This is a genomic window from Methylopila capsulata (assembly GCF_016907975.1).
GTDB lineage: Bacteria > Pseudomonadota > Alphaproteobacteria > Rhizobiales > Methylopilaceae > Methylopila > Methylopila capsulata.
The window spans coordinates 606,987-632,325 of the sequence record NZ_JAFBCY010000003.1; the positions used below are offsets into that span (position 1 = coordinate 606,987).

The 25,339-nt window shown below is 69.0% G+C and carries 23 protein-coding genes; 17 read left to right on the top strand and 6 right to left on the bottom strand.

The window, feature by feature from the left end:
* Positions 1-26: 26 nt before the first annotated feature.
* From JOD31_RS14060 to JOD31_RS14075, 4 genes are all read right to left on the bottom strand, one after another.
* Entirely contained in the window at positions 27-1,328 is a 1,302-nt protein-coding gene (locus JOD31_RS14060; protein WP_204950960.1) for an ABC transporter substrate-binding protein, read from the bottom strand.
* 31 nt (positions 1,329-1,359) lie between these two features.
* Positions 1,360-2,454 carry an ABC transporter ATP-binding protein gene (locus JOD31_RS14065; protein WP_204950961.1) on the bottom strand — a complete coding sequence of 365 codons (1,095 nt, stop codon included), beginning with the start codon at positions 2,452-2,454 and terminating at the stop codon, positions 1,360-1,362.
* A 151-nt stretch (positions 2,455-2,605) separates the two neighbouring features.
* Complete coding sequence (locus tag JOD31_RS14070) at positions 2,606-3,568, bottom strand: GntR family transcriptional regulator (RefSeq protein ID WP_204950962.1); 963 nt, start codon at positions 3,566-3,568, stop codon at positions 2,606-2,608.
* Positions 3,569-3,729: 161 nt separating this feature from the next.
* Positions 3,730-5,274: a UxaA family hydrolase gene (locus tag JOD31_RS14075; RefSeq protein ID WP_204950963.1), complete on the bottom strand. Its 1,545-nt coding sequence runs from the start codon at positions 5,272-5,274 to the stop codon at positions 3,730-3,732.
* 278 nt (positions 5,275-5,552) lie between these two features.
* Between JOD31_RS14075 and JOD31_RS14080 the strand changes: the two genes are divergently transcribed.
* The 6 genes from JOD31_RS14080 to JOD31_RS14105 all read left to right on the top strand — a co-directional run bounded on the left by JOD31_RS14080 (position 5,553) and on the right by JOD31_RS14105 (position 11,356).
* Positions 5,553-6,236, top strand: coding sequence for an amino acid ABC transporter permease (locus tag JOD31_RS14080; protein ID WP_204950964.1), 684 nt, complete (start codon positions 5,553-5,555; stop codon positions 6,234-6,236).
* A gap of 13 nt (positions 6,237-6,249) precedes the next feature.
* Entirely contained in the window at positions 6,250-6,894 is a 645-nt protein-coding gene (locus tag JOD31_RS14085) for an amino acid ABC transporter permease (RefSeq protein ID WP_204950965.1), read from the top strand.
* 13 nt (positions 6,895-6,907) lie between these two features.
* Positions 6,908-7,636 (top strand): amino acid ABC transporter ATP-binding protein, encoded by a 729-nt coding sequence (locus tag JOD31_RS14090; RefSeq protein ID WP_204950966.1) that lies wholly within the window; start codon positions 6,908-6,910, stop codon positions 7,634-7,636.
* Between the two features lie 80 nt (positions 7,637-7,716).
* Positions 7,717-8,523, top strand: a complete 807-nt coding sequence (locus JOD31_RS14095) for a transporter substrate-binding domain-containing protein (RefSeq protein WP_204950967.1) — start codon at positions 7,717-7,719, stop codon at positions 8,521-8,523.
* A 279-nt stretch (positions 8,524-8,802) separates the two neighbouring features.
* On the top strand, positions 8,803-9,726 hold the full coding sequence (locus tag JOD31_RS14100; protein WP_204950968.1) for a dihydrodipicolinate synthase family protein: 924 nt from the start codon (positions 8,803-8,805) through the stop codon (positions 9,724-9,726).
* 52 nt (positions 9,727-9,778) lie between these two features.
* Positions 9,779-11,356: an aldehyde dehydrogenase (NADP(+)) gene (locus JOD31_RS14105; RefSeq protein ID WP_204950969.1), complete on the top strand. Its 1,578-nt coding sequence runs from the start codon at positions 9,779-9,781 to the stop codon at positions 11,354-11,356.
* Positions 11,357-11,416: 60 nt separating this feature from the next.
* Here JOD31_RS14105 and JOD31_RS14110 read toward each other — a convergent pair whose 3' ends face one another.
* Positions 11,417-12,103 carry a GntR family transcriptional regulator gene (locus tag JOD31_RS14110; protein ID WP_204950970.1) on the bottom strand — a complete coding sequence of 229 codons (687 nt, stop codon included), beginning with the start codon at positions 12,101-12,103 and terminating at the stop codon, positions 11,417-11,419.
* 112 nt (positions 12,104-12,215) lie between these two features.
* Here JOD31_RS14110 and JOD31_RS14115 point away from each other — a divergent pair, with 112 nt between their 5' ends.
* The 6 genes from JOD31_RS14115 to uxuA all read left to right on the top strand — a co-directional run bounded on the left by JOD31_RS14115 (position 12,216) and on the right by uxuA (position 19,160).
* Positions 12,216-13,736, top strand: coding sequence for a mannitol dehydrogenase family protein (locus tag JOD31_RS14115; protein WP_204950971.1), 1,521 nt, complete (start codon positions 12,216-12,218; stop codon positions 13,734-13,736).
* Between the two features lie 67 nt (positions 13,737-13,803).
* On the top strand, positions 13,804-14,778 hold the full coding sequence (locus JOD31_RS14120; protein WP_204950972.1) for a sialic acid TRAP transporter substrate-binding protein SiaP: 975 nt from the start codon (positions 13,804-13,806) through the stop codon (positions 14,776-14,778).
* 157 nt (positions 14,779-14,935) lie between these two features.
* A complete protein-coding gene (locus JOD31_RS14125; protein ID WP_204950973.1) occupies positions 14,936-15,517 on the top strand; it encodes a TRAP transporter small permease in 582 nt (193 codons plus the stop codon).
* Between the two features lie 4 nt (positions 15,518-15,521).
* Positions 15,522-16,928 (top strand): TRAP transporter large permease, encoded by a 1,407-nt coding sequence (locus JOD31_RS14130; RefSeq protein ID WP_204950974.1) that lies wholly within the window; start codon positions 15,522-15,524, stop codon positions 16,926-16,928.
* Positions 16,925-17,977, top strand: a complete 1,053-nt coding sequence (locus tag JOD31_RS14135) for an L-idonate 5-dehydrogenase (protein WP_204950975.1) — start codon at positions 16,925-16,927, stop codon at positions 17,975-17,977. The genes JOD31_RS14130 and JOD31_RS14135 overlap by 4 nt, the downstream gene beginning before the upstream one ends.
* A 4-nt stretch (positions 17,978-17,981) precedes the next feature.
* Entirely contained in the window at positions 17,982-19,160 is a 1,179-nt protein-coding gene (gene uxuA / locus JOD31_RS14140; protein ID WP_204950976.1) for a mannonate dehydratase, read from the top strand.
* 12 nt (positions 19,161-19,172) lie between these two features.
* Here uxuA and JOD31_RS14145 read toward each other — a convergent pair whose 3' ends face one another.
* Complete coding sequence (locus JOD31_RS14145) at positions 19,173-19,898, bottom strand: GntR family transcriptional regulator (protein ID WP_204950977.1); 726 nt, start codon at positions 19,896-19,898, stop codon at positions 19,173-19,175.
* Between the two features lie 199 nt (positions 19,899-20,097).
* Here JOD31_RS14145 and JOD31_RS14150 point away from each other — a divergent pair, with 199 nt between their 5' ends.
* From JOD31_RS14150 to JOD31_RS14170, 5 genes are all read left to right on the top strand, one after another.
* Entirely contained in the window at positions 20,098-21,120 is a 1,023-nt protein-coding gene (locus JOD31_RS14150) for a 4-hydroxythreonine-4-phosphate dehydrogenase PdxA (RefSeq protein WP_204951421.1), read from the top strand.
* A 196-nt stretch (positions 21,121-21,316) separates the two neighbouring features.
* Positions 21,317-21,817, top strand: a complete 501-nt coding sequence (locus tag JOD31_RS14155) for a tripartite tricarboxylate transporter TctB family protein (RefSeq protein WP_204950978.1) — start codon at positions 21,317-21,319, stop codon at positions 21,815-21,817.
* A 12-nt stretch (positions 21,818-21,829) separates the two neighbouring features.
* The gene (locus JOD31_RS14160) at positions 21,830-23,368 is read left to right on the top strand and encodes a tripartite tricarboxylate transporter permease (protein ID WP_204950979.1); all 1,539 of its coding nucleotides are present in this window, start codon (positions 21,830-21,832) and stop codon (positions 23,366-23,368) included.
* The gene (locus tag JOD31_RS14165; RefSeq protein WP_204950980.1) at positions 23,365-24,267 is read left to right on the top strand and encodes an NAD(P)-dependent oxidoreductase; all 903 of its coding nucleotides are present in this window, start codon (positions 23,365-23,367) and stop codon (positions 24,265-24,267) included. The genes JOD31_RS14160 and JOD31_RS14165 overlap by 4 nt, the downstream gene beginning before the upstream one ends.
* A 67-nt stretch (positions 24,268-24,334) precedes the next feature.
* The gene (locus tag JOD31_RS14170; RefSeq protein WP_204950981.1) at positions 24,335-25,330 is read left to right on the top strand and encodes a Bug family tripartite tricarboxylate transporter substrate binding protein; all 996 of its coding nucleotides are present in this window, start codon (positions 24,335-24,337) and stop codon (positions 25,328-25,330) included.
* Positions 25,331-25,339 lie beyond the last annotated feature (9 nt).

The window sequence follows — 25,339 nt, forward strand, 5'->3', positions numbered from 1 at the left end:
AACGCGAGGGCTGCGCGGCGCGGCGCTCACGCGGCGATGAACTCGTTCCACTTGCGGACCATGTAGCGATCCTTGTCCATCACGGCGTTCCAGCACGCGACCTTGCCCATCCGCTCCTCGAACGAACCGCCGTCGCGCACCGCGCCGGCCTTCTCCAGCACCTTGCCGTCGGGCGACAGGATGTCGGAGACCGCGGGCTTGCCTTCCATCCAGAAGCCCCACTCGTCCGCCGACATGTGCTGCTTCGCGGTCGACAGGCAGGCGGAGTAGTAGCCCTGGCGGTTGAGATAGGCGCCGCACCAGCCGGACAGGTACCAGTTGATGTATTCGTAGGCCGCGTCGAGCACGAGGCCCTTGACGTTCTTGCCGATGCCGAGGCCGCCGCCCCAGGCGCGATAGCCTTCGGCGAGCGGCTGGTAGACGCAGGGCACGCCCTTCGACCGCACGGCGGTGACGGCCGGCGACCACATCGACTGGATGACGACCTCGCCGGAGGTCATCAGGTTCACGCTCTCGTCGAAGGTCTTCCAGAACGCGCGGAACTGGCCGGCCTTCTTGGCCTCGATCAGGGTGGCGATCGTCGTGTCGATCTCCGCCTCGGTCATGTTGCCCTTGTCGCCGTATTTGAGGATGCCCGCGCTCTCGCAGATCATCGCAGCGTCCATGATGCCGATCGAGGGGATATTGAGGATCGACGTCTTGCCCTTGAACTTCGGGTCGAGAATGTCCTTCCAATTCGTGATCGGCCGGCCGACGAGGTCGGGCCGGATGCCGAGCGTGTCGGCGTTGTAGATCGTCGGGATCAGCGTCATCCACTCGGTGGGCGCTTTCGCGAAGGTCTTCGCGCCGGGGCCTTCCACGAAACCGACCGTGCTGGGCGCCGTCCCTTGGGCGACCACGCTGTCGGGCGTCAGCTTGCCGGTGGTGAAGATCGGGACGATCTGGTCGTAGTACTTGATCTTCTTGACCTCCATCGGCTGCAGCGCGCCGCTCGGAAACACCTTCTTGGCGATCCAGTACTCGATGTCGGCGATGTCGTAGCTGTCGGGCTGGGTCACCGCGCGCTGGGTGACGCTGTCGCTGTCGAGCGCGGTCATGCGCAGGGTGAAGCCGAGGTCCTTCTTCACCTGGTCGGCGATGGCATTGAGGTTCGAGACGCCGGTGCCGAACTGGCGCAGCGTCACGTCCTTGATGTTCTGGGCCCAGATCGCCGGGAACCCGGTCACCACGCCGGAGCCGGCGGCGGCGCCGACCGCGGCCGCCGCGCCTTTCAGAACGGCGCGACGGTCGAAGCCGGTCGTCGGATCGATGGTCTTAGGATCAGTCATGGGCCGGTCCTTGCGTCATGCGGGGTCGGGATCACTGCAGCGAGGGGCGGAGCACGTGGACGTCGGCGAGGCTCCAGGCGAGCGGCGCGGCCTGACCGATCTCGTGCGGCGCGGCGTCGAAGGCGACCTCGTCGGCGTAGACGGTGAAGTCCTCCACCCCCGGGGCGTCGAGGGTCATCTTCATGGACCCGCCGCGGTACTCGACGTTGCGGACATGGCCGGTGAAGCCGAGGCCGAGAGCCGCCGCCTCGCCGATCCGGATGCGGTCGCGTCGCACCGCGGCCTGCGCGGGGCCGCCGAGCTCCAGATGCGCGGCCGCGGGCAGCCGGAACGCCGCGCCGCCCGAACAGGTGAGGGTCGCGCCGACCTCGTCGAGGGCGGTGACCTTGCCGGACAGCACGTTGTGCTCGCCCATGAAGCTCGCCACGAAGGCGGTGGCGGGCCGATGGAAGATCTCGCGCGGGGCCGCCGCCTGCTCGATCCGGCCGTTCGACATCACCACCACCAGATCGGCGAGCGCCATCGCCTCCTCCTGGCTGTGGGTGACGTGGACGAAGGTGACGCCGAGGTCGCGCTGCAGGCGCTTCAGCTCGGCGCGCATGCGGACCTTGAGGAAGGGGTCGAGCGCCGACAGCGGCTCGTCGAGCAGCAGCGCCTGCGGGCTGGTGATCAGCGCCCGGGCGAGCGCGACGCGCTGCTGCTGGCCGCCGGAGAGCTGCGCGGGCCGCCGCGAGGCGTACTGATCCATGTGCATCAGCTTGAGCATGCCGAGCGCCCTCTCCCGCCGCTCGGCCTTCGCCACGCCCTTCATCTTCAGCGAGAAGGCGACGTTGTCGACGAGGTCGAGGTGCGGGAACAGCGCGTAGGACTGGAACATCATCGAGGTCGCGCGCCGGGCGGGCGGCAGATCCGTCACCACGACGCCGCCGAGGCGGATGTCGCCCGAGGTGACGCTCTCGTGGCCGGCGATCATGCGCAGCGTCGAGGTCTTGCCGCAGCCTGAGGGACCGAGCAGGCAGCAGTAGGTCCCGGCCTTGATCTTCAGGCTGATCGCGTCGACTGCGACGGCGTCGTCGCCGTAACGCTTGGTGATCGAGGCGAGGTCGATCTCGGCGGCTTGCGGCATCTGGGCTCCGGGCTGGGCCGCAGACGAGCAACGGCCGTGCCAGACGCGCATCGCTCGGACCGGACGGGGCCTGCCGCCCGGCAGAGGGACGAGCAGCCTAAAACGGCGTCAACCGCCCAATCGACAAGCAGACGTCGACGGCCACTTGCGCTCACGCCATCAGGAACGCCGGCGCGGAGGGGCCGCCTTGCGCCCGGAACGCCTCGATGCGCTCCGCCGCCTTGCGCATGCTGGAAAGCAGATGGTCGCTGAGCGCCGCGGCGGCGCGGTCGCCGTCGTTCGCCTCCAGCGCCGCGAGGATGGCGAGATGCTCGTCCATGAACGGATCGATGCGCGGCGCCTTGGCGATCGCGGCCTGGATGTGCTTGCCGACGACGAGCAGGCAGCGCGTGCGCTCGAGCGCGGCCCGCGCCTCCGCGTTGCGGCCGAAGCCGAGGCACGTGACGTGGATGTCCGCCTCGAGCGCGTCGAGTTCGGCGACGCCGTAGTCCGGCGCCGCCCGGTTCGCGGCGGCGTGCCGCGTCATCATCTCGCGGAGCTGGGCGCCCGGAACGCGGCCGGCGGCGCTCTTGATCAGGGGCGGCTCCAGCATCAGCCGGAGCTCGTAGAGATCGCTGATGCGGGCTTCGTCCATCGGCACGATCTGCCAGTGGCCGCTGTCGGTCTTGACCGCGATCCCCGCGCCCTGCGCCCGCAGCAGCAGGTTGCGCGCGACCGTCCGCCCGACGCCGAAGTGGCGCGCCAGCGCGAGCTCGTTGATGCGGAAGCGGCCGAAGACGGAGGCCTCGATGACCGCCCGCTCCAGCGCGTAGTACAGCGTGTCCCACGCGTCGTCGCGCGCGGCGCCCGTCGCAAGCCCCAGGATCTCGGCGGTGAGCGCGACCCGCTTCGGCGGCCCGTCCCCGACGAGAACGCCGCGCCCGTCGAACCGCCGCACCAGCTTTTCCGCCTCGAGCTGCGCGAAGGCCTGCTTCACCGGCGAGCGGCTGGCGCCGAACAGGCTCGCCAGCACGCCCTCGGCGAGCACCGCGCCTGCCGGCAGCCGCCCCGCGACGATGGCCTCGCGCAGCGTGTCCGCGATCAGGACGTAAGCCGGGCGCTTGCGTTCGAACATGTTCCTACCGACTCACGGGACGATATAGATCGCGCGCGGAACCGTCGCGTCATGCCCGCCTTCGGGCATCCCCGACGTCCTTCCCATGCGCCCCACGTCCAAATCGTGGATGCCCGCGAAGACGGGCATGACGACGCCGTTCGACGTTTTAACGTCCAGCTTCAGGTCACGGCGCCGAGCGGCCAGGGGACGAACTCGTTGTCGCCGTAGTCGAAGGTCTCGCTCAAGGACGGCTCGCCGGAGGCCACGGCGATGATCTTCTCGAAGATGCGTTCGCCCGCCGCTTCGATGGTGTCGGCGCCGGTGACGATCCCCCCGCAGTTCACGTCCATGTCCTCTTCCATGTGCTCGTACATGGCGTCGTTGGTCGCGATCTTGATGCAGGGCGCCGGCTTGAAGCCCGAGACCGAGCCGCGCCCGGTGGTGAAGCAGATGACATTGCAGCCGCCCGCGACCTGGCCCGTGACCGCCACTGGGTCGTAGCCCGGCGTGTCCATGAACACGAAGCCCGTGCGGTCGATCGGCTCGGCGTATTCGTAGACGGCTTCGAGCGGCATGGTGCCGCCCTTGGCGACCGCGCCGAGCGACTTCTCAAGAATGGTCGTCAGGCCGCCAGCCTTGTTGCCGTGCGAGGGGTTGTTGTTGAGCTCCGCGTCGTTCTTCGCGGTGTAGTCGCGCCACCACTCGATGCGGTCCATCAGCTTCTGGGCGACCGCGGGCGTCTGCGCCCGGCGCGTCAGCAGATGCTCGGCGCCGTAGATCTCGGGCGTTTCCGAGAGAACCGCCGTGCCGCCGTGCCGAACGATCAGGTCCGCGGCGTGGCCGAGCGCCGGGTTCGCCGAGATCCCGGAGTAGCCGTCCGAACCGCCGCACTGGAGCGCGAGCTTGAGCTTCGACAGCGGCTGCGGGGTGCGCTCGGCCGCGTTCACGGTGTCGAGCATGCCACGGATCGCCTCCGAGGCCGCCTCGATCGACTTGCGCGTGCCACCCGTGCGCTGGATCGTCATGGTCTTGAGGAACGGCCCTTCCGCGAGGCCCGAACGCTCCAGCAGCATGTCGATCTGGTTGGTCTCGCAGCCGAGCCCGATCATCAGGATGCCGCCGAAGTTCGGGTTGCGGGCGTAGCCCGCGAGCGTCCGGATCAGGAAGCGGTAGCCCTCGGAGGCGGTGTTGATCGCGCAGCCGCCGCCGTGGGTCAGCGCGACGACGCCGTCGACGTTGGGATGAGCTGAAAGCCCGCCCTTGTTGTTGAAGTGGTCGGCGACCGCCTTGGCGACGGTCGCGGAGCAGTTCACGGAGCTCACGATCCCGATGTAGTTGCGGGTGCCGACGTCGCCGTTCGCGCGGCCGAAGCCCAGAAAGGTGCGCCGCTCGCCCTCCGGCAACAGCGGCGTCGGACGGGCGTCGGCGGCGAAGTGGTGCACCACCTCGCTGTCGTGCATCGCCATATTGTGCAGATGCACATGATCGCCCGCCGCGATGTCGCGCGTCGCGTAGCCGATGGTCTGGCCGTACTTGATGACCTCCGCGCCGCTGGCGATGAACCCCACGGCGACCTTGTGGCCGCGCGGCACCTCGCCCGAGGCCACGACGCCGGCGACGCCGACGGGCGTTCCCGCCGCGACGCCGGAGCGGACCACGGCGACGTTGTCAGCGGGATTCAGACGGATGGCCTGGGCCTGACGATCAAGGGTTTCCACCGGCATGTGCGCGCCTCCTCGGGACGATGCGCCGACCCTGGGTCGCGCCGGGTCGATCAATTTATTGGCTATTGCGTGCAATGTACGACCATGATAGGCGATGAAAGTCAACAGCGACGTCAGAGCGCTGATCATGAGGAAACCGGACGGATCGATCATTTCGACCGTCTTCACGTTCTTTCGGCTCGTATTCGCGCCCCTCTGACACAAGACTACGTCGCCATGCGACTTGTCCTGAAGACGAACCGTGGATTGACGACAGCCAGTCTGGAACGGATCAAGGAATGGGCTACGAGTTCGACTTCAGTTTTCTGAGCGAGTACGCCCCCGACCTGTGGCGCGGGGTGTGGCTCACGCTCTGGATGACGGTCGTCTCGATCGTTCCCGGCTTCGTCATCGGAACCCTGTGCGCCATCGGCCGGATCTACGGCTCCACGCCGGTGCGGCGCGTGGCGACGGTCTACGTCGAGGCGATCCGCAACACCCCGCTCGTCATCCAGGTGTTCTGGCTGTTCTTCGGCCTCGCGGTGCTCGGCGCACGTCTCGACGCCTTCACCGCCGCGATCATCGCGCTCTCGATCAACGTCGGCGCCTACACCGCCGAGATCATGCGGGCGGGCTTCGAGAGCATCCCGCGCGGCCAGCGCGAGGCCGCCTCCTGCCTCGCGCTCAGCGGCCCCCAGCGGGTGCTCTACGTCGAGCTGCCCCAGGCGGTGGAGCGGGTCTACCCCGCGCTCGTCAGCCAGTTCATCCTGATGATGCTCGCGACCTCGATCATGTCGCAGATCTCGGCCGAAGAACTGACTGGCGTCGCCTACCAGATCCAGTCCTTCACCTTCCGCGGCTTCGAGGCCTACCTCGTCACCGCCGTGATCTACCTCGCCCTCGTCACCACGCTTCGCCTCACCCTGCACGGGGTCGCGCTCGCCGCGTTCCCGCGGCGGCGGCGGCTTGGCACGCCGCTTTAGAGGGATCGGCACGATGCTCGGACTGACCATCGACCAACTGCTCTTCCTCGTCCGCGGCGCCGGCTGGACCCTGGTGCTGTCTCTGCTGGGTTTCGTCGGAGGCACGATCCTCGGGCTGCCGGTGGCGCTCGCCCGCTCGTCGAAGCTCAGAGCGCTACGGATGGTCGCGAGCGCCTATGTCCAGCTGATCCAGGGCATTCCGCTGCCGGTGATCATGTTCGTGGTCTACTTCGGGCTGTCGATCGGCGGCTTCGAAGTGCCGGCGCTGGTCGCCGCCGGGCTCGCGATGACCGCCTACTCCAGCGCCTATCTCGGCGAGATCTGGAAGGGCTGCATCCAGTCGGTGCCGAAGACCCAGTGGGAGGCGGCGGAGTGCCTCGCCCTGACGGGCACGCAGCGCTTCGTCCACGTGATCCTGCCCCAGGCGCTCAAGATCGCGGTGCCCCCCACCGTCGGCTTCCTCGTCCAGATCGTCAAGAACACGTCGTATTCGGTCGTGATCGGTTTCTTCGACCTGACCTACTCGGCCAAGGTCCTGAACAACTCGACCTACAAGCCGTTCCTCGTCTTCTCGATCGCCGCCGCGCTCTACTTCGTCATCTGCTACCCGCTGTCGCTGCTCGCCGGTCGGTTCGAGCGCAAGCTGAAACGCGTCTGAGGAGACAACTTCCATGGAGCCCATGGTCCGCTTCCAGGACGTCCACAAATCCTTCGGCGCGGTCGAGGTGCTGAAGGGGATCACGCTCGACGTCCCCCGCGGCGACGTCGTCGTGCTCGTCGGGCGCTCCGGCTCCGGCAAGAGCACCGCGCTCCGCTGCATCAACGGGCTCGAGACCGTGAACGGCGGCGAGCTGCACGTCTGCGGCGAGAAGCTCCACGACGGCAAGACCGACCTGCGCAAGCTGCGCCAGGAGGTCGGGATCGTGTTCCAGAGCTACAACCTGTTCCCGCATCTCACCGTCGAGCAGAACGTCACGCTCGCCCCGCGCAAGGTGATGAAGGTCGGCGCGAAAGAGGCGAAGGAGCTCGCCGCCCATGTGCTGGCCCAGGTCGGCCTGTCGGAAAAGGCGCAGAGCTATCCCGAACAGCTGTCCGGCGGCCAGCAGCAGCGCGTCGCGATCGCCCGCTCGCTCGCCATGAAGCCGAAGCTGATGCTGTTCGACGAGGTCACCTCGGCGCTCGATCCCGAACTCACCGGCGAGGTGCTGCGCGTGATCGAGCGGCTCGCCAAGGACGGCATGACCATGGTGCTGGTGACCCACGAGATGGGCTTCGCCCGCGGCGTCGCCGACCAGATCGTCTTCATGCACCACGGCAAGGTCTGGGAGCGCGGCGGCGCGGAGATGCTGCGCGCGCCCCAGACCGCCGAACTGCAGCAGTTCGTCGCCACCGACCTCTGACGTCTCGCGACGTCTTTGACGCGTCGCGCCTTCATTCAATCGGCCGCGGTAAGACGGCCCACCCTCGAGAGGAACCACCCATGACCTTCGCCACCGTCTCTCGCCGCTCCGCGCTCGCGCTGGCGCTCGGCCTCGCGGCGTTCGCCGCCCCCGCCCACGCCGGCACGCTCGAGACCATCAAGGAGCGCGGCGCGCTCCTGGTCGCGATCGATGTGAGCCACCCGCCCTACGGCATGCTCGACTCCTCCGCCAAGGAGACCGGCTCCGACGTCGAGACCGCGAAGCTGCTCGCCGACGACCTCGGCGTGAAGCTGCAGGTCGTCCAGGTGTCCGGCGCCAACCGCGTGCCCTTCCTGCTCTCCGGCAAGGCGGACGTCGTGATCGCCTCGTTCTCGATCACCGAGGAGCGGAAGAAGGTCGTGGCCTATTCGAAGCCCTACGGCGTCGTGCCCGTCGTCGTCTCCGCGCCGAAGGACGCGACGATCGCAAAGCCCGAGGACCTCGACGGCAAGACCATCGCGGTCGCCCGCGGCACCACCGCCGACATCGAACTGACCAAGGTGACGAAGGCCTCGGCCCCCGGCGCCCGCGTCGTCCGCTACGAGGACGAGGCCACGGCCAACGCGGCGGTCGCCACCGGCCAGCAGGACATCCTGGCGGCGGCGCTCTCGACCGCGAACGCCGTGCGCGACGCCAACCCGGGCAAGAACCTCGAGGTGAAGCTGACCATGGCCGCCTACCCGATGGCGATCGGCCTGCGCAAGAACGACGAGGCGTTCCAGGCCAAGCTCGACGAGTGGGTGTCGGCGAACCTCAAGAACGGCAAGCTTAACGGCATCTACCAGAAGTACTTCGGCATGGCGCTGCCGGCCGAGTTCACCAACTGATTTCATGACGCCCTGAACCCCGCGTCATTCCGGGCGAAGTCCCGGACTCCATCAGCCCGCCGGCGAAGACCGATCTCGACCGGCGGGCTGATGGGCCCCGGGACAAGCCCGGGGCGACCATGGAGAGCGGATGACCGCGGGCTCACTGCGCGGCGGCTCCAGCGCAGGGTTATCGCCGGCCGGGGGCGGCCGTCCCTGCAATCACACGTCCGGCTTCCCCTCTCCGGCGCATTCCGCTATCTCACCCTCGAACAAATGTTCGATTGAGGATCATTTGATATGGCCAGCTCCGCTCCCTATCGCGGCGTGTTCCCCGTCGCCCCGACCGTGTTCGACGCCGACGGGCGGCTCGATCTCGACGGCCAGCGCCGCGCGGTCGACTGCATGATCGACGCAGGGTCGGACGGCCTCTGCATCCTCGCCAACTTCTCCGAGCAGTTTGTGCTGACCGACGCTGAGCGCGACCAGGTGCTGGACTGCGTGCTCGAGCACGTCGCCGGCCGCGTGCCGGTGATCGTCACCACGACGCATTTCGGCTCCCACGTCTGCGCCGAGCGCTCGAAGCGCGCGCAGGACGCGGGCGCCGCGATGGTCATGGTGATGCCGCCCTACCACGGCGCCACCTTCCGGGTGCCGGAGCCGCAGATCTACGCCTTCTTCAAGACCGTCTCGGACGCGATCGACATCCCGATCATGGTGCAGGACGCGCCGGTGGCCGGCACGCCGCTTTCTGTGCCGTTCCTCGCGAAGATGGCGAAGGAGATCGAGCACCTCTCCTATTTCAAGATCGAAGTCCCCTTCGCCGCCGCGAAGCTCCGCGCGCTGATCGAAGAGGGCGGCGACGCCATCGTCGGCCCGTGGGACGGCGAGGAGGCGATCACCCTGATGGCCGACCTCGACGCCGGCGCGACTGGGGCGATGACCGGCGGCGCCTACGCCGACGGCATCCGCCAAATCATCGACCCCTATGTCGCCGGCGACCGCGAGGCGGCCGCGACGGCCTACGAACGCTGGCTGCCGCTGATCAACTACGAGAACCGCCAGTGCGGGCTCGCCGCCTGCAAAGCGCTCATGAAGGAGGGCGGCGTCATCAGGCACGAGACCTTGCGCGCGCCGCTTCCGCCGTTACATCCCGCCACGCGGGCCGGCCTGATCGAGATCGCGAGGCGCCTCGACCCGGTGGTGCTGCGCTGGGGCAAGTGACGCCGGTCTCCTGAACGATCGCGCGCTCCCGAAACGTCCGAAGGAAAACCACATGTCCATCACCGGCGAGAACCTGATCGGCGCGAGCGCCGTCCGCGGAACAGGCGAGAGCTTCCAGGCGATCGAGGCCGCGACCGGCGAGCCGATCGCGCCGGCGTTCGGCGGGGCCTCGCTGGAGGATCTCGACCGGGCGCTGACGCTCGCGAGCGAGGCGTTCGGGACCTACTCCGAGACGGATCTCGAGACGCGCGCGAAATTCCTCGAGACCATCGCCGACGAGATCCTCGCGATCGGCGACGAGCTGGTCGAGCGCGCCATGGCGGAGAGCGGCCTGCCGCGCCCGCGGCTCGAAGGCGAGCGCGGCCGCACCGTCGGCCAGCTCAAGATGTTCGCCGGCGTCGTGCGCGACGGCGCGTTCCTCGACCTCCGGATCGACCCCGCCCTGCCCGAGCGCAAGCCGATGCCCCGGCCGGACCTGCGCCTGCGCAACATCCCCGTAGGCCCCGTCGCGGTGTTCGGCGCGTCGAACTTCCCGCTCGCCTTCTCGGTCGCCGGCGGCGACACCGCCTCGGCGCTCGCCGCGGGCTGCCCCGTGGTGGTGAAGGCGCATCCCGCGCATCCCGGCACGTCGGAGCTGGTCGGCCGCGCGGTGCAGAAGGCGGTCGCAGCCTGCGGGCTGCCGGAGGGCGTGTTCTCGCTGCTGTTCGACGCCGGCCGGATCATCGGCCAGGCGCTCGTCGCCGACGCACGCGTCGCGGCGGTGGGCTTCACCGGCTCCCGCGCCGGCGGTCTCGCGCTGATGAAGATCGCCTCGACGCGCGACGTGCCGATCCCGGTCTACGCCGAGATGAGCAGCATCAACCCGGTCGTGCTGTTCCCCGGCGCGCTCGCCGCCCGCGGCGACGCGATCGCCAAGGCCTTCGCCGGATCGGTCACGCTTGGCGCCGGCCAGTTCTGCACCAATCCCGGGCTGATCCTGGGACTTGAGGGCGACGCGCTCGACGGTTTCGTCGCAGCAGCGGGCGCGGCGCTGTCGGAGACGCCGGCCTCCACCATGCTGACGCCCGGAATCCATGCGGCCTACGAGAAGGGCGTGGCGAAGCTCGCCGGCCATGCGGCGGTGAAGGAGATCGCGCGCGGCAAACCCGGCGCCCCGACGGCGGGACAGGCCGGCCTCTACGAGGTCGACGCCGAGACCTTCCTGGCCGACCCGGCGCTGCAGGAGGAGATCTTCGGCGCGACCGGTCTCGTGGTGCGCTGCGCAGACCTCGATCAGCTCAGCCGCGTGCTTGCGAGCCTCGAAGGCCAGCTCACGGCTGCGATCCACATCGACGAGACGGACCACGACGCCGCCCGTTCGCTGCTGCCGCTGCTGGAGCGCAAGGTCGGCCGCATCCTGGTCAACGGCTTCGGCACGGGCGTCGAGGTGGCGCACGCCATGGTGCATGGCGGGCCCTTCCCCGCGACCTCCGACGGCCGCACGACCTCGGTCGGCAGCCTCGCCATCAACCGCTTCCTGCGGCCGGTGAGCTACCAGGACCTGCCCGACGATCTGCTGCCGGCTCCGCTGAAGAGCGACAACCCGCTCGGCGCGCCGCGCCGCGTCGACGGCGGCGCCCCGGCGCGCTGACCGCCGACGACGAGACCGACGCGACCGTTCGCCCGCCGTCCACCGGCGGGCGAACGCGCGTCAGGGCTCGAACAGCTCCGCATGGGCCGCCGCCAGCCGCGGCATCGACTCGAGGATGAGCGTGAGGTGCGCGCGCATCGCGCTCTCCGCCGCGTCCGGATCGGCCGCGATGACCGCCTCGGCGATCGCCGTATGGTGCGCCGCCACGATCGCCATCGGGACGGCCTCGGCCATGTCGATGAAGCGGACGCGGTCCATCTGGGCCTTGACGTCCTCCAGGACGTCCCAGGCCGCGGTGCGGCCGGCGATGTCCGCCAGCAGGCGGTGAAAATCCTCGTCCAACGCGAACAGGGCCGCGCCGTCGCCCGCCGCGACCGCGGAACCCTGCCGTTTCAGGCTCGCCTTGAGCAGGGCGCGCGCCTCCCGGTCGACGCGTTGGGCCGCCTCCCTCACCACGGCGCATTCGATCGCCTCGCGCACGAAGCGCGCGTTCTCTACGGCCATGCGCGAGATCTTCACCACCAGCGTTCCGCGCTGCGGACGGATTCTCAGCAGCCCTGCGTCCCCGAGCCGGATGAAGGCTTCCCGAACCGGCGACCGGCTCACGCCGTATCGGGTCGCGATCTCCTGCTCCGAAATCATCTCGCCCGGCCGCAGCCGCATGGTCACGATCGCGCTGCGCAGCGCGCGGGTGAGCTGCCGGGTCACGGGCACGGCGTCGTCGAAGGCGAAGCCCAGAGCGTTCATCACAGGGCCTGGGATAGATAAGTTCGAGAGGCGAACATTTGCATCCGGTGGTGGTTGCCGTTGATAAACTACCATACTAGCATAGCGAAAAGCTCTCTCTGGGAGGAGCGTCATGACGCCGAATACGGCGCATAAAATCGACGGCGGCGCTGCGCCGAAGGCGCGGCTGAACGCCGACGCGCTCGCCCTGCTGCCGGCGCAGGTTGGGCGGCCCTCCTACGAACGCCGCGCCGTGTCGACAGGCATCGTCCATCTCGGCGTCGGCGCGTTCCACCGCGCGCACCAGGCGGTTTATACGGACGACCTGCTGGCGCGGGATCCGAACTGGGGCATCACCGCCGCAAGCCTGCGCAATCCCGACACCCGCGACGCCCTTGGGCCCCAGGACGGGCTCTACACGCTGCTGGTCCGCGACGGGGCGGGCGACGCGCCGCGGGTGATCGGGTCGATCACCCGCCTGCTCGCCGCTCCCGACGACCGCGAGGAGCTGCTCCGGACCATGGCCGACCCCGGCGTCCGGATCGTCAGCCTGACCGTCACCGAGAAGGGCTACTGCCATCGGCCCTCCACGGGAGAACTCAACGAAGACCACGCCGACATCCGCCACGATCTCGAAAATCCGCACGCGCCGCGCTCGGCGCCGGGGATCATCGTCGAGGCGCTGCTGCGGCGGCGGAAGGCGGGCGCGGCCCCGTTCACGGTGCTCGCCTGCGACAACCTTCCGTCGAACGGGCGCGTGGCGAAGCGCGTGATCGCGCGGCTCGCGGCCTTGCGCGACGCCGGTCTCGGCGCCTGGGTCGAGAGCGAACTCGCCGCGCCCTGCACCATGGTCGACCGCATCGTGCCCGCAACGACGGACGCGGACCGCGCTCGCGTGGCCGAGGCGCTCGGGGTCGAGGACGCCTGGCCGGTCACGGCCGAGCCGTTCTCGCAGTGGGTGATCGAAGACCGCTTTCCGACGGGGCGCCCGGCGTGGGAGACGGTGGGCGCGGAGATCGTCGCCGACGTCGAGCCCTACGAGAACATGAAGCTGCGGCTGCTCAACGGCAGTCATTCGATCATGGCCTACCTCGGCTACCTCATGGGCTACGAGACCATCGCGGAGGCCGCATCCGACGAGACCCTCGCGGCCCTCGTCGGCGCCTACATGGACAACGAGGCGACGCCGACGATCGCCGTGCCCGCCGAGGCGGACGTCGAGGCCTACAAGCGGGCGCTTTTCAAGCGCTGGCGCAATCCGGCGCTCCGGCACCGCACCTGGCAGGTCGCCATGGACGGCTCGCAGAAGCTGCCGCAGCGGCTTGTCGCCGTGGCGCGCGAGCGCCTCGCGGCGGGCGCGCCGATCGACGCCTCCGCCCTCGGGCTCGCCGCCTGGATGCGCTACGCGACCGGCGTCGACGAGCGGGGCGCGCCGATCGACGTGCAGGACCCGCTCGGGCCCCGGCTCCGCGCCATCGCCGACGCTGCGGGTCCGGTCGCGGAACGGCTCGCGCCCGCGATGATCGGCGTGCGCGAGGTGTTCGGCGACGACCTGCCACGCGATCCACGCTTCGTCGAGGCCGTCACCCGCGCCTTGGCCCGGCTCTACGACCGCGGCGCCGCCGCGACCGTCGCGGCTTACGGAGGCGCCTGACCTTCCAGCTTCGCTTCACGCGTCAACGAACGCGGCAGACCAAAAAAGAACACCTGAGGGAACGCCAATGATGAAACGCACGCTCGCCGCGCTCGGCGCGGCCTTCGCCATGCTATCGGCCGGGCCGGCCACGGCCCAGACCGCGCTGAAATGGGCGCATGTCTACGAGTCCACGGAGCCGTTCCAGACCGAGTCGGTCTGGGCCGCGGAGGAAATCAAGAAGCGCACCAACGGGCGCTACACGATTACGGTCTATCCCGCTTCTCAGCTTGGCAAGGAAGCAGACATCAACCAGGGCCTCACGCTCGGCACTGTCGATATCATCATCTCCGGCTCGAGCTTTGCCGCCAAGGAGTACAAGCCGATCGGGGTGACCTACTACCCCTACATCTTCCGCGATCCGGCCCATCTCATCGCCTACACGAAGAGCGACGTCTTCCGGAAGCTCGCCGCGGGCTACGAGGAAGCGACCGGCCACCACATCCTGGCCGCCACCTACTACGGCACACGCCAGACGACGACCTCGAGCCGGGTGGTCAAGACCTGCGCGGACCTCAAAGGCCTGAAGATCCGCGTGCCGGACGCGCCGGCCTACCTCGCCATGCCGCGGGCCTGCGGCGCCAACACCGCGCCGATCGCCTTCGCCGAGGTCTACCTCGCGCTGCAGAACGGCACGGTCGAAGGGCAGGAGAACCCGCTGACCGCGATCGACGCCAAGAAGTTCTATGAGGTCCAGAAGAACGTCATCCTGACTGGCCACATCACCGATCACCTCAACATCATCATCTCCCAGAGCCGCTGGGCTTCGCTCTCGGACGAAGACAAGAAAATCTTCACCGAGGTGACGCAGCAGGCGGCGGAGCGGGCGACCAAGATCGTCGAGGAGCGCGAGGCCAAGCTGCTGACCGCCTTCAAGGAGCGCGGCCTCAACATCGTCGAAGTCGACAAGAAGGACTTCGAGAAGACGGTGCTCGAGAAGGCGCCGGTCGAGATGTACGGCTACCGGAAGGAAGACTACGACGCGATCCGCGCTGTGAAGTGAGGGGCGTCCCCCCACCTCCGTCATGCCCGTCTTCGGGCATCCACGACTTTCTTGAGCGCCCGCTCGACGCCGAAGTCGTGGATACCCGCGAAGACGCGGGCATGACGGATTCATGCATCCGCCTACGCCGAGCCTTCTGCCCTCCCGGATCCCGCCCATGTCAGCCGATCTCGCCCAGCCTCACACGCCCGTCACGGCGGAAGAGCTCGCCCACGCCTTCGAGGACCAGCCGGCCGTCGTCGATCTCTCGAAGTACGCCTTCGAGGACTGGCTGACGCTGGCCCTGTTCGTCGGCATGGCGGGCTGCGTCGTGCTGCAGTTCGTCACCCGCTACGTGCTGAACGACAGCCTCGCCTGGACGGAGGAGATCGCGATCAACGCGCTCGTCCTCGTGGTCTTCCTCGGCTCGGTGATGTGCGTGCGCATGTCCCGGCACATCCAGGTCGACGTGCTCTACCACTACGTCGGCGCGACGACCGGCCGGGTGCTGGCGACCGGCGTCGATCTCGTCCGGATCGGCTTCTTCGCCTACGGCACGTACCTGATGTTCCGCTACGCCCGGCTCGTGGCGCGCGAGCGGATGACCACGATCGACCTGCCGCGCAGCGTCGTCTTCTACCTGATCCTCGCAGCCTTCGCGCTGATGCTGGCCCGCGCGATCCAGGTCGCGATCGCCAACTGGCGCCGCGGCTATTCCGTGCTCGAGCGCCCCGGCGCCTTCGACGGCTTCGGAGACTGACCCGATGCTCCTCCTCCTCGGCTGCTTTCTCGTGCTGATGATCGTCGGCGTCCCCGTCGCGATCGCCATGGCGGTCTCGTCGGTGCTCTACATCGTCGTCTTCGGCGCCGCGCCCGACATCATCGTCGCCCAGCGCATGATCGCTGGCGTCGAGAGCTTCCCGCTGCTCGCGGTGCCGTTCTTCATCCTCGCCGGCAACCTGATGAACATCGCCGGCGTCACCGGACGCATCTACTCCTTCGCGGTCGCGCTCGTGGGCTGGATGAAGGGCGGACTGGCGCAGGTGAACATCATCGGTTCGGTGATCTTCTCCGGCATGTCCGGCACGGCGCTCGCCGACGCGGCCGGCATCGGTACCATCGAGATCAAGGCGATGAAGGACCACGGCTATCCGACCGAGGTCGCGGTCGGCGTCACCGCCGCCTCCGCCACGCTGGGGCCGATCTTCCCGCCGTCGCTGCCCTTCGTGATCTACGGCATGATGGCGAACGTCTCGATCGGCGCGCTGTTCATGGCCGGCATCCTGCCGGGCATCGTCATGACGCTGCTGATGATGATCACCGTCGCGGTCTTCGCCTACAAATACGGCTGGGGCTCCGACACGCCGTTCGCGATCAGGAAGCTGTTTTCGGCGACGGTCGAGATCGTCGTGGTGTTTGCGTTCCCGTTCGCGATCTACCTGATGACGCTCGCCGGCGTGTCGCTCAACGTCGCCGTCCTGGTCGCGCTGGCGGCGCTGCTCGCGCTCGACTGGTGGTTCGACTTCGAGGCGGTGATGGCGCTGATGACGCCGGTCATCCTGATCGGCGGCATGACGCTCGGCTGGTTCACGCCGACCGAAGCCGCGGTCGCGGCGGTGATCTGGTCGCTGTTCCTCGGCCTCGTGCGCTACCGCACCATGACCTTCAGGACGCTGGCGAAGGCCGGCTTCGACACGATCGAGACCACGGCCTCGGTGCTGTTCATCGTGACCGCCGCTTCGGTGTTCGCGTGGCTGCTGACGGTGAGCCAGGCCGCGGCCCTGCTCTCGGAGGCGTTCCTGTCGATCACCGAGAACAAGTGGGTGTTCCTGATCCTGGTAAACCTGCTGGTGCTGTTCGTCGGCTGCTTCCTCGACACCATCGCGGCGATCACCATCCTTGTGCCGATCCTGCTGCCGATCGTGCTGAAGCTCGGGATCGATCCCGTGCATTTCGGCCTGATCATCACGCTCAACCTGATGATCGGCCTGCTGCACCCGCCGCTCGGCATGGTGCTGTTCGTGCTGTCGCGGGTGGCGAAACTCTCGGTCGAGCGCACCACCATGGCGATCCTGCCGTGGCTGGTCCCGCTGTTCGCGGCCCTGCTCGCGATCACCTTCATCCCCGAGCTCAGCCTCTGGCTGCCTCGGCATATGGGACTGCTGAAATGACCGCCGCCACAGCGCTCGCCGCCACCCTCTACGCCCCCGAAGACCTCCGCATGGTCGACCGGCCGCTGGATGACCTCGCGCCCGGGATGGTCCGCATCCGCTTCGGCGCCGGCGGGATCTGCGGCTCCGACATGCACTACTTCCGCCACGCCCGGACCGGCGATTTCGTCGTGACCTCGCCGCTCGTGCTGGGCCATGAGGTCGCTGGCGAGATCGTGGAGATCGCAGGCGACGCGCCGGGGCTTGCGGTCGGGGACCACGTGGCGGTCAACCCGTCGCGCTGGTGCGGAACCTGCGTCCGTTGCCAGGAGGGCCGGCCGAACCTCTGCGAGAACATCTATTTCATGGGCTCGGCGTCCAAGACGCCGCACATGCAGGGCGGCTTCGCGAGCCTGTTCGACGCGACGCCGGCGCAATGCGTGAAGGTGCCTGTCGACTTACCCTTCGCGGCCGCAGCGCTCGCAGAACCGCTGGCCGTGTGCCTGCACGCCGTCCGCCGCGCGGGCGATGTGGCGGGCCGCAACGTGGTGATCTTCGGGGCGGGACCGATCGGCCTGCTGACGCTGCTGGCGGCCAGGCGCGCCGGGGCAGCGGAGGTCGCCATGGTCGACATGGCCGCGGCCCCGCTCGCGTTCGCAACGAGGCTCGGCGCCGACCACGCCATCGATCTGTCGAAGGGCGACGCGGCGCTCGACCCGTTGGCGAGGGACAAGGCGTTCGACGTCGCGATCGAGGCCTCCGGCACGGCCGCAGGCCTCGCCTCCGCCATCAAGGCGGTGCGGCGCGGAGCGACGATCGTCCAACTCGGCAATCTGCCGGGAGGCAAGATCGAGATACCCGCCAACGCCATCATGGCGAAGGAGCTCGACCTCAAGGGCACGTTCCGCTTCGATGCGGAGTTCGCGGAGGCGGTCGACCTCATCGTCGCCGGCGACGTCGACGTCATGGCGCTGGTGACCGCCGAGCGCCCGCTCTCCGACGCTCCCCAGGCGTTCCGCCTCGCGCTTGACCGCTCGCAGAGCGTCAAGGTCGTGCTGACGGCGGGGTGACGCGATGCGGGAATCCTGGCGCTGGTTCGGACCGGACGACCCGGTCAGTCTCGACGACATCCGGCAGGCTGGCGCGCGCGAGGTTGTCACCGCGCTCCATCAGGTCCCGATCGGCGAGGCCTGGACCGTGGCGGAGGTCGAAGAGCGCAAGCGGATCATCGAGAGCGGTCCGCGGTCGCGGCTGGACTGGACGGTGGTGGAGTCGATCCCGATCCCCGACGACGTCAAGCGAACCGGCGCCGCCGCGACGCGCTCGATCGCGGCGTGGATCGCGAGCCTGGAGGCGCTCGCTGCCTGCGGCATAAGGATCGTCTGCTACAATTTCATGCCCGTCGTCGACTGGTGCCGCACCGATCTCGAATGGGAGCTCGCGAACGGCGCCAAAGCGATGCGGTTCGACCTCGCGCGGTTCGCAGCCTTCGAGCTGCACATTCTCAAACGCCCGGGGGCTGAGCGCGACTTCGACACGGCGACGCGCGCGCGGGCGAACGCCGTGTTCGATGCCATGAGCGAGGACGACGTCGCGGAGCTGGTCGCCAACATTGCGAGCGCCCTGCCCGGCTCCACCACCGAGCCGCTGACGATCCCCGCCTTCCGGGACAAGCTCGCGGCCTACGGCCGCGTCGACGCCGCGGTTCTGCGCCGGCATCTGGTCGAGTTCCTGGAGGCGGTCACGCCGCGCGCCGAGGAGCTGGGCGTCACGCTGACGCTGCACCCCGACGACCCGCCGCGCCCGCTGTTCGGCTTGCCGAGGATCGCATCCTCAGGGGAGGATTACGCCGCGCTGTTCGACGCCGTCTCGTCGCCGGCGAACGGCATGTGCTTCTGCACGGGATCGCTGGGCGCGGGTCCCGCGAACGACCTTCCCGCCATCGCCCGGCGCTTCGGCCCGCGCATCGCCTTCGCCCACCTCCGCGCGACGCGGCGCGAGGCGGACGGCTCGTTCTTCGAGGCCGACCATCTCGACGGCGACGTGGACATGGTCGCGGTGCTGAAAGCGCTGCTCGCCGAGGACCGTTCGCGCGCCCCGGACCGAAAGATCGTGTTCCGTTCCGATCACGGGCACCGGATGCTGGACGATCTCGGCCCGAGCAAGCGCACCAATCCGGGCTACACCGCGATCGGCCGCCTGCGGGGCCTCGCCGAGCTTCGCGGCGCCATCCGCGCGCTCGAGGCGGACTGACCCGTCAGCCGCTTAGGACGCGAGCGGCTCCTCCGCGGGGGCCGCGGACGCGCGCTCGGGCAGAGCGTCCTGCACGCGCACCCAGGTGCGGTCGATGTGGCGACCGATGACCTCCGCAAGCGCGTCGCCGTCGTGGGCTTCGAGCGCGACGATCATCTCCTCGTGCTCGGCGACCGCCGCCGCCCACTTGTCCTCGCTGCCGTTGCCGACGAAGCGGATGCGCTTCATGCGCGCCTGAATCGACTCGTGCGCCCAGAGCAGCGTGGCGTTGCCGGAGATGCGGGCGAAGCCGGAGTGGATGTCCTGGTTGAGCTTGAAGTAGTTCAGCCGGCTCCGGACGGCGTAGAGCTGCATCATCCGGTCGTGCACCGCGCGGAGGGAGGCGATGTCGGCGTCGCTCGCCCGAGCGCAGGCGAGGCGTCCGGCCTCCTGCTCGATGATCTTCAGCGCCTCGAGCATGTCGAACACGTCGTCGCGGGTGAACGCGCGCACCACTGCGCCGCGGCCGGGCACATTCTCGATCAGCCCCTCGGCCGCGAGCGTCTTCAGCGCCTCGCGCATGGGCGTCCGCGACACGCCGAGACGGCGGCCGACGTCGCCTTCGTTCACCCGATCCCCAGGCGCGAGCCGGCCGTCGATGATCATGTCGCGCAGCCGGGCGACGGTCTCGTCGTGCAGCGACCGCCGAAGGATCGGCGACTCCGCCGCGCGGTCGTCGAAGGAGGTCTCATCGGTCAACGGTCTGGTCCTCCGCCTCGCCCGCCCGGCGCAAGAGTGACCGGCGGCGCGGCGCGTCGGCAGCATGGCCAAGCCCGTTCCGGAGGTCAATTCTGCATCATGCAACATGCTGTATGCAGCATACTTGATCTTGCCCGGAAGCGCGGCTACCGTTCCCGCAACAACGAAAAGGAACGAGGGAGCGACCGTGACCGCCGCCATGCAGACCTCACAGAAGCCGCTTATCGCGCTCGCCATGGGCGATCCCGCTGGAATCTCGCCGGAGTTGGCCGCCAAGGCGCTCGCCCTCCCCGAGGTGCGCGACGCCGCCGACTTCATCGTGTTCGGCGATCTGCGCGTCCTGCAGCAAGGCGCCCGTGTCGCCGGCGTCGATCTCGATCTCGATCTCGCCGACGCGCCGCGCCCGCCTGAAGGCAAGCCGGTGTTCGTCGACCTCAAGAACCTCGACCCGGCGAGCGTCGCCCTGGGCAAGGTCTCGCTCGCAGGCGGCGAGTTCGCCTCGCAGAATTTCCGCGCCGCGCTCAAGCTCGGCCGCGAGGGCGTGGCGGACGCCGTCGCCTTCACCCCGTTCAACAAGCAGGCGATGCGGCTCGCGAACCCGGGCTACGACGACGAGATCAAGTTCTCGGCGACCGAACTCGGCGTCGACGTGGTCGCGAGCGAGTTCAACGTCCTGCCCGAATTCTGGAACGCGCGCGTCACCAGCCACGTGCCGCTGTCGGGCGTCTCCGAGCGCATCACGAAAGAGGCGGTCCTGAAGGGCCTGATCCTCACCGACGCCTCGCTCAAGGCCTCCGGGATCGCCCGTCCGCGCATCGCGGTCGCGGGCCTCAACCCGCATGCAGGCGACGGCGGCAACTTCGGCTCCGAGGAGATCGAGCAGATCGAGCCGGCGGTGCGCGAAGGCAAGGCGCGGGGCATCGCCTGCGAGGGCCCCTACCCCTCCGACACGGTGTTCGTCCGCGCGTTGGCCGGCCACTTCGACGCGGTCCTGACGATGTACCATGACCAGGGCCAGATCGCGATGAAGCTCATCGGCTTCGACAAGGGCGTGACGCTGCTCGGCGGCTTCCCTGTGCCGATCTGCACCCCGGCGCACGGCACGGCCTACGAGATCGCGGGTCAGGGCGTCGCCAACATCGGCGCGACCCGCGAGGCGCTGCTGCTCGCCGCCCGCATGGGCGCGACGCGAAAGGCCGCGAAAGACCAGAAGGCGGCGTGAGGACGACCGTCGTCCCGGCCGAAGCGTCGCGTAGGACCGGGATCGCGCTCGGCGTGACGCGCTGCCGGGACATCCGCGGATGACGATCCCGGATCGCCAGCTCCGCCGCCGGCCGGGATGACTCTGTGAGACTAAGCGGAGAGCCGCCGCAAGACGCGGCCCCGCTCCTGAGGAAACGGCTCGAGGAGGGGCGTCCATGTCCGCCGAAGACCGCACGATCGTGTCGCGTTTCACCATGGAAGTGGCGACGGCGCTCGGCGCAGCCGCCATCGGCGCCTTGGTGATCTACGGCGCGAACGAGCACTCGATCGGCTGGGGCGACGCGGGCCCCGAGCCCGGCTACGTGCCGTTCTGGCTCGGTCTCATCATCGTGGTCGCGAGCCTCGCCGTGCTGGTCCAGACGCTGGTCCAGCGGGTCGGGGCCGGTGAGACCTTCATCACGCGCGAGCAGGGCAAGCGCGTCGCCGCCTTCGCCGTTCCGGTCGCGCTGTTCGTGCCGGTCAGCCTGTTCCTCGGGCTCTACGTGGCGACCGCGATCTACCTGCTGGCGACCACGACGCTGCAGGGCCGCTTCCCGCTCGTGAAGGCGATCCCGATCGCGATCGGCGCGCCGGTCGTGATGTTCATCCTGTTCGAACGCTGGTTCCAGACCCCCTTGCTGAAGGGTCCGCTCGAAGCGGCCCTCGGCCTTTACTGAGGAGCGGCTGGCATGTTCGACAACGTTCCGCTGCTGCTCCACGGTTTCGAGATCGCGCTGAGCTGGCATCACGTCGCGCTGATGATTGGCGGCGTGCTGCTCGGCATCCTGGTCGGCGTTCTTCCCGGCCTCGGCGCGCCGAACGGCGTGACGCTGCTGCTGCCTCTGACCTTCTCGATGGACCCGGTCTCGGCCATCATCCTGCTGACATCGATGTACTGGGGCGCGCTGTTCGGCGGCTCGACCACCTCGATCCTGTTCAACATTCCAGGCGAGCCCTCCTCCGTCGCGACCACCTTCGACGGCCACCCCATGGCCAAGAACGGCCAGGCGACCGAGGCGCTCACCTACGCCTTCATGTCCGCCGGCTTCGGCGCGATGGTCGGCGTCATCGTCATCACGCTGCTGTCGAGCGCGGTCGCGGACTTCGCGCTCAAGTTCTCGTCGCCGGAGTTCTTCGCGGTCTATCTGCTCGCCTTCGCGAGCTTCGTCGGCCTCGGCGGCGGCAACCCGTTCAAGACGATCGTGTCGCTGACCCTCGGCCTGGCTTTCGCGACCGTCGGGCAGGACACGATCTCGGGCTCGCTCCGCCTCACCTTCGGCTTCGACGAACTGCTGCGCGGCATCTCCTTCCTCGTCGCCGTGATTGGCCTGTTCGGCCTCGGCGAACTGGTGCTGACCATGGAGGAAGGGCTGCGCTTCAACGCCGTCGCCTCCCGCATCTCGCCGAAGAAGGTGTTCCAGACGATCGCCAAGATGCCGCGCTACTGGTTCGCGCTGCTGCGCGGCAGCCTGATCGGCGTGTGGATGGGTGTAACGCCCGGTGGCCCGACCGCGGCCTCGTTCATGAGCTACGGCGTCGCCCGCCGCTTCTCCCGGCGCTCGGCCAACTTCGGCAAGGGCGAGCCGGAGGGCGTGGTGGCGCCCGAGACCGCCGACCACGCCGCCGGCTCCTCCGCCATGCTGCCCATGCTCGCGCTCGGCATCCCGGGTTCGGCGACGGCGGCGGTCATGCTTGGCGGCCTCATGATCTGGGGCCTGACGCCCGGCCCGACACTGTTCGTGGAGCGTCCCGACTTCGTGTGGGGCCTGATCGCCAGCATGTACCTCGGCAACGTCGTCGCCGTGGTGCTGGTGCTTGCCACCGTGCCGCTGTTCGCCGCGATCCTGCGGATTCCGTTCGCGGTGGTCGCGCCGCTGATCGTCTCGGTGTGCTTCATCGGCGTCTGGACGGTCGCCTCCGCGGAGTTCGACCTCTGGCTCGTGCTGGCCTTCGGCGTGATCGGCTACCTCTTCAAGAAGCTCGAATACCCGATCGCTCCGCTCGTGCTCGCGATGGTGCTCGGCGACAAGGCCGAGGACGCCTTCCGGCAATCGATGCTGATGTCGGGCGGCTCGCTGGGGGTGTTCTTCTCGAACCCGCTCGCCGGCACGCTCACCGCCATCGCCCTCATCCTGCTGGCCTGGCCGATCGTCGCGATGATCCTTGGCCGTCGCCGCGCCAGCGCGGCGGCCGTCGCAGCCGCCCACGTCGAACGGAGCCCGTCATGACCGCCGCCAAACCCGCCGTCGCGTTCCTCGGCATCGGCTTGATGGGGCGCCATCAGGCCGCGAACCTTCTGAAGGCCGGCTACCAGGTGACGGCCTGGAACCGCTCCCGCGCCAAGGCCGAGACGCTCGAAGCCCTGGGCGCGCGCGTCGCCGACAGCCCCGCGGAGGCGGTCGCCGACGCCGACGTCGTGGTGGCCATGCTGGAGAACGGCCCGATCGTCGCCGAAGTGCTGTTCGCCTCCGGCGCGGACGCGGCGTTGAAATCCGGCGCGGTCGTGGTCGACATGAGCTCGATCAAGCCCGCGGAGGCGCAGGACCATGCGACGCGGCTCGCCCGCCGCGGCGTGGCGCATGTGGACGCGCCGGTCTCGGGCGGCACGGTCGGCGCCGAAGCCGGCACGCTCGCCATCATGGCCGGCGGCGAGCCCGAGGCCTTCGCCCGCGTCGAGACGCTGCTCAAGGCCATGGGCCGGCCGGTTCACGTCGGGCCCTCGGGCGCGGGACAGCTCGCGAAGCTCGCCAACCAGATCATCGTCGGCGTCGCCATCGGCGCCGTCGGCGAAGCGCTGATGCTGGCCGCCAAGGGCGGGGCCGATCCCGCCAAGGTCCGCGAGGCGCTCCGCGGCGGTTTCGCCGAGAGCCGCGTGCTGGACCTGCACGGCCAGCGGATGGTCGAGCGCGACTTCGTCACAAAGGGACGCTCGATCACCCATCTCAAGGACATCGACAACGCGCTTTCGGCCGCCGAAGGGCTCGGGCTCGACCTGCCGTTCTCAGGGCTGCTGGCGGACCTGTTCCGCGGCCTGCTCGCGAACGCCGGCGACCTCGATCACTCCGGCCTGCTGGTCGAACTCGAGCGCCGCAACGGACTGGACGGCGCGGACAACCGCGCCGCCTGACATCGCAGATCCGATCAACGCCCACGCCAGAGGGGCGCGACGGACTTCAGGACTGGAGGAAAAGCTGATGCCTGCATTCGCCGCCAAGATCGCTCTCGGCCTGCTCGCCACCGCCGCCGTCGTCGCGCCCGCCGCAGCCGAATGGAAGCCGGTGAAACCCGTCGAATTCGTCGTCGCCTCCGGCGCCGGCGGCGGCACCGACCAGTTCGCCCGGCTGATCCAGTCGATCATCCAGAAGCACGAGCTGATGCCCGTGAACATGATCGTCACCAACAAGGGCGGCGGCGCGGGCACCGAGGCCTTCGTCTATGGCAAGCTCGCCGGCGCCGACCCTCACAAGCTGGTCTTCGGCACCAACAACGAGTGGCTGCTGCCGCTTGTGACGAAGTCGGGCTACCAGCCGGACGACCTGCGCCCCGTCGCCGCCATGGCGGTCGACGAGTTCCTGCTCTGGACGCACAAGGACGCGCCCTACAAGGACGCGGCCGCCTTCGTCGCCGCGGCCAAGGAGAAGCCTCTTCAGGTCGGCGGCAGCCAGTCGAAGGACACCGACCAGATCCTCTCGAAGAAGATCGAGTACGCGACCGACGCGAAGTTCACCTACATCCCGTTCAAGTCCGGCGGCGAGGCCGCGACCCAGCTCGCCGGCGCGCACATCGAGGCGAACTTCAACAATCCGCAGGAGAACGTGGGCCAGTGGAAGGGCGGCCAGGTCCGGCCGCTCTGCGTGTTCTCGCCCCAGCGCATGTCCTACGACCAGAAGGTCACGGCCGACATGTCCTGGGCCGACATCCCGACCTGCAAGGAAGCCGGGATCACCGTCGAGCAGTACCAGATGCCGCGCACGGTGTGGCTGAACGCCAAGGCGACGGACGAGCAAGCGGCGTACTACGCCGGCGTGATGGCCAAGGTGCGCGAGACGCAGGAGTGGAAGGAGTGGCTCGCCCGCACCTCCCAGACCGACCGCTTCGTCACCGGCCAGGCCTTCGCCGACCAGGTGAAGAAGGAGCAGGCCGAGGCCCGCACGCTGTTCGAGAAGGCGGGCTGGCTCGTCACCAACTGAGGCCGGACA

What these genes read in the sequence shown, in the direction of transcription:
- JOD31_RS14060 (WP_204950960.1), bottom strand. Translation starts at nt 1,328, where the DNA reads ATGACTGATCCTAAGACCATCGATCCGACGACCGGCTTCGACCGTCGC.
- JOD31_RS14065 (WP_204950961.1), bottom strand. Translation starts at nt 2,454, where the DNA reads ATGCCGCAAGCCGCCGAGATCGACCTCGCCTCGATCACCAAGCGTTAC.
- JOD31_RS14070 (WP_204950962.1), bottom strand. Translation starts at nt 3,568, where the DNA reads ATGTTCGAACGCAAGCGCCCGGCTTACGTCCTGATCGCGGACACGCTG.
- JOD31_RS14075 (WP_204950963.1), bottom strand. Translation starts at nt 5,274, where the DNA reads ATGCCGGTGGAAACCCTTGATCGTCAGGCCCAGGCCATCCGTCTGAAT.
- JOD31_RS14080 (WP_204950964.1), top strand. Translation starts at nt 5,553, where the DNA reads ATGGGCTACGAGTTCGACTTCAGTTTTCTGAGCGAGTACGCCCCCGAC.
- JOD31_RS14085 (WP_204950965.1), top strand. Translation starts at nt 6,250, where the DNA reads ATGCTCGGACTGACCATCGACCAACTGCTCTTCCTCGTCCGCGGCGCC.
- JOD31_RS14090 (WP_204950966.1), top strand. Translation starts at nt 6,908, where the DNA reads ATGGAGCCCATGGTCCGCTTCCAGGACGTCCACAAATCCTTCGGCGCG.
- JOD31_RS14095 (WP_204950967.1), top strand. Translation starts at nt 7,717, where the DNA reads ATGACCTTCGCCACCGTCTCTCGCCGCTCCGCGCTCGCGCTGGCGCTC.
- JOD31_RS14100 (WP_204950968.1), top strand. Translation starts at nt 8,803, where the DNA reads ATGGCCAGCTCCGCTCCCTATCGCGGCGTGTTCCCCGTCGCCCCGACC.
- JOD31_RS14105 (WP_204950969.1), top strand. Translation starts at nt 9,779, where the DNA reads ATGTCCATCACCGGCGAGAACCTGATCGGCGCGAGCGCCGTCCGCGGA.
- JOD31_RS14110 (WP_204950970.1), bottom strand. Translation starts at nt 12,103, where the DNA reads ATGAACGCTCTGGGCTTCGCCTTCGACGACGCCGTGCCCGTGACCCGG.
- JOD31_RS14115 (WP_204950971.1), top strand. Translation starts at nt 12,216, where the DNA reads ATGACGCCGAATACGGCGCATAAAATCGACGGCGGCGCTGCGCCGAAG.
- JOD31_RS14120 (WP_204950972.1), top strand. Translation starts at nt 13,804, where the DNA reads ATGATGAAACGCACGCTCGCCGCGCTCGGCGCGGCCTTCGCCATGCTA.
- JOD31_RS14125 (WP_204950973.1), top strand. Translation starts at nt 14,936, where the DNA reads ATGTCAGCCGATCTCGCCCAGCCTCACACGCCCGTCACGGCGGAAGAG.
- JOD31_RS14130 (WP_204950974.1), top strand. Translation starts at nt 15,522, where the DNA reads ATGCTCCTCCTCCTCGGCTGCTTTCTCGTGCTGATGATCGTCGGCGTC.
- JOD31_RS14135 (WP_204950975.1), top strand. Translation starts at nt 16,925, where the DNA reads ATGACCGCCGCCACAGCGCTCGCCGCCACCCTCTACGCCCCCGAAGAC.
- uxuA (WP_204950976.1), top strand. Translation starts at nt 17,982, where the DNA reads ATGCGGGAATCCTGGCGCTGGTTCGGACCGGACGACCCGGTCAGTCTC.
- JOD31_RS14150 (WP_204951421.1), top strand. Translation starts at nt 20,098, where the DNA reads ATGCAGACCTCACAGAAGCCGCTTATCGCGCTCGCCATGGGCGATCCC.
- JOD31_RS14155 (WP_204950978.1), top strand. Translation starts at nt 21,317, where the DNA reads ATGTCCGCCGAAGACCGCACGATCGTGTCGCGTTTCACCATGGAAGTG.
- JOD31_RS14160 (WP_204950979.1), top strand. Translation starts at nt 21,830, where the DNA reads ATGTTCGACAACGTTCCGCTGCTGCTCCACGGTTTCGAGATCGCGCTG.
- JOD31_RS14165 (WP_204950980.1), top strand. Translation starts at nt 23,365, where the DNA reads ATGACCGCCGCCAAACCCGCCGTCGCGTTCCTCGGCATCGGCTTGATG.
- JOD31_RS14170 (WP_204950981.1), top strand. Translation starts at nt 24,335, where the DNA reads ATGCCTGCATTCGCCGCCAAGATCGCTCTCGGCCTGCTCGCCACCGCC.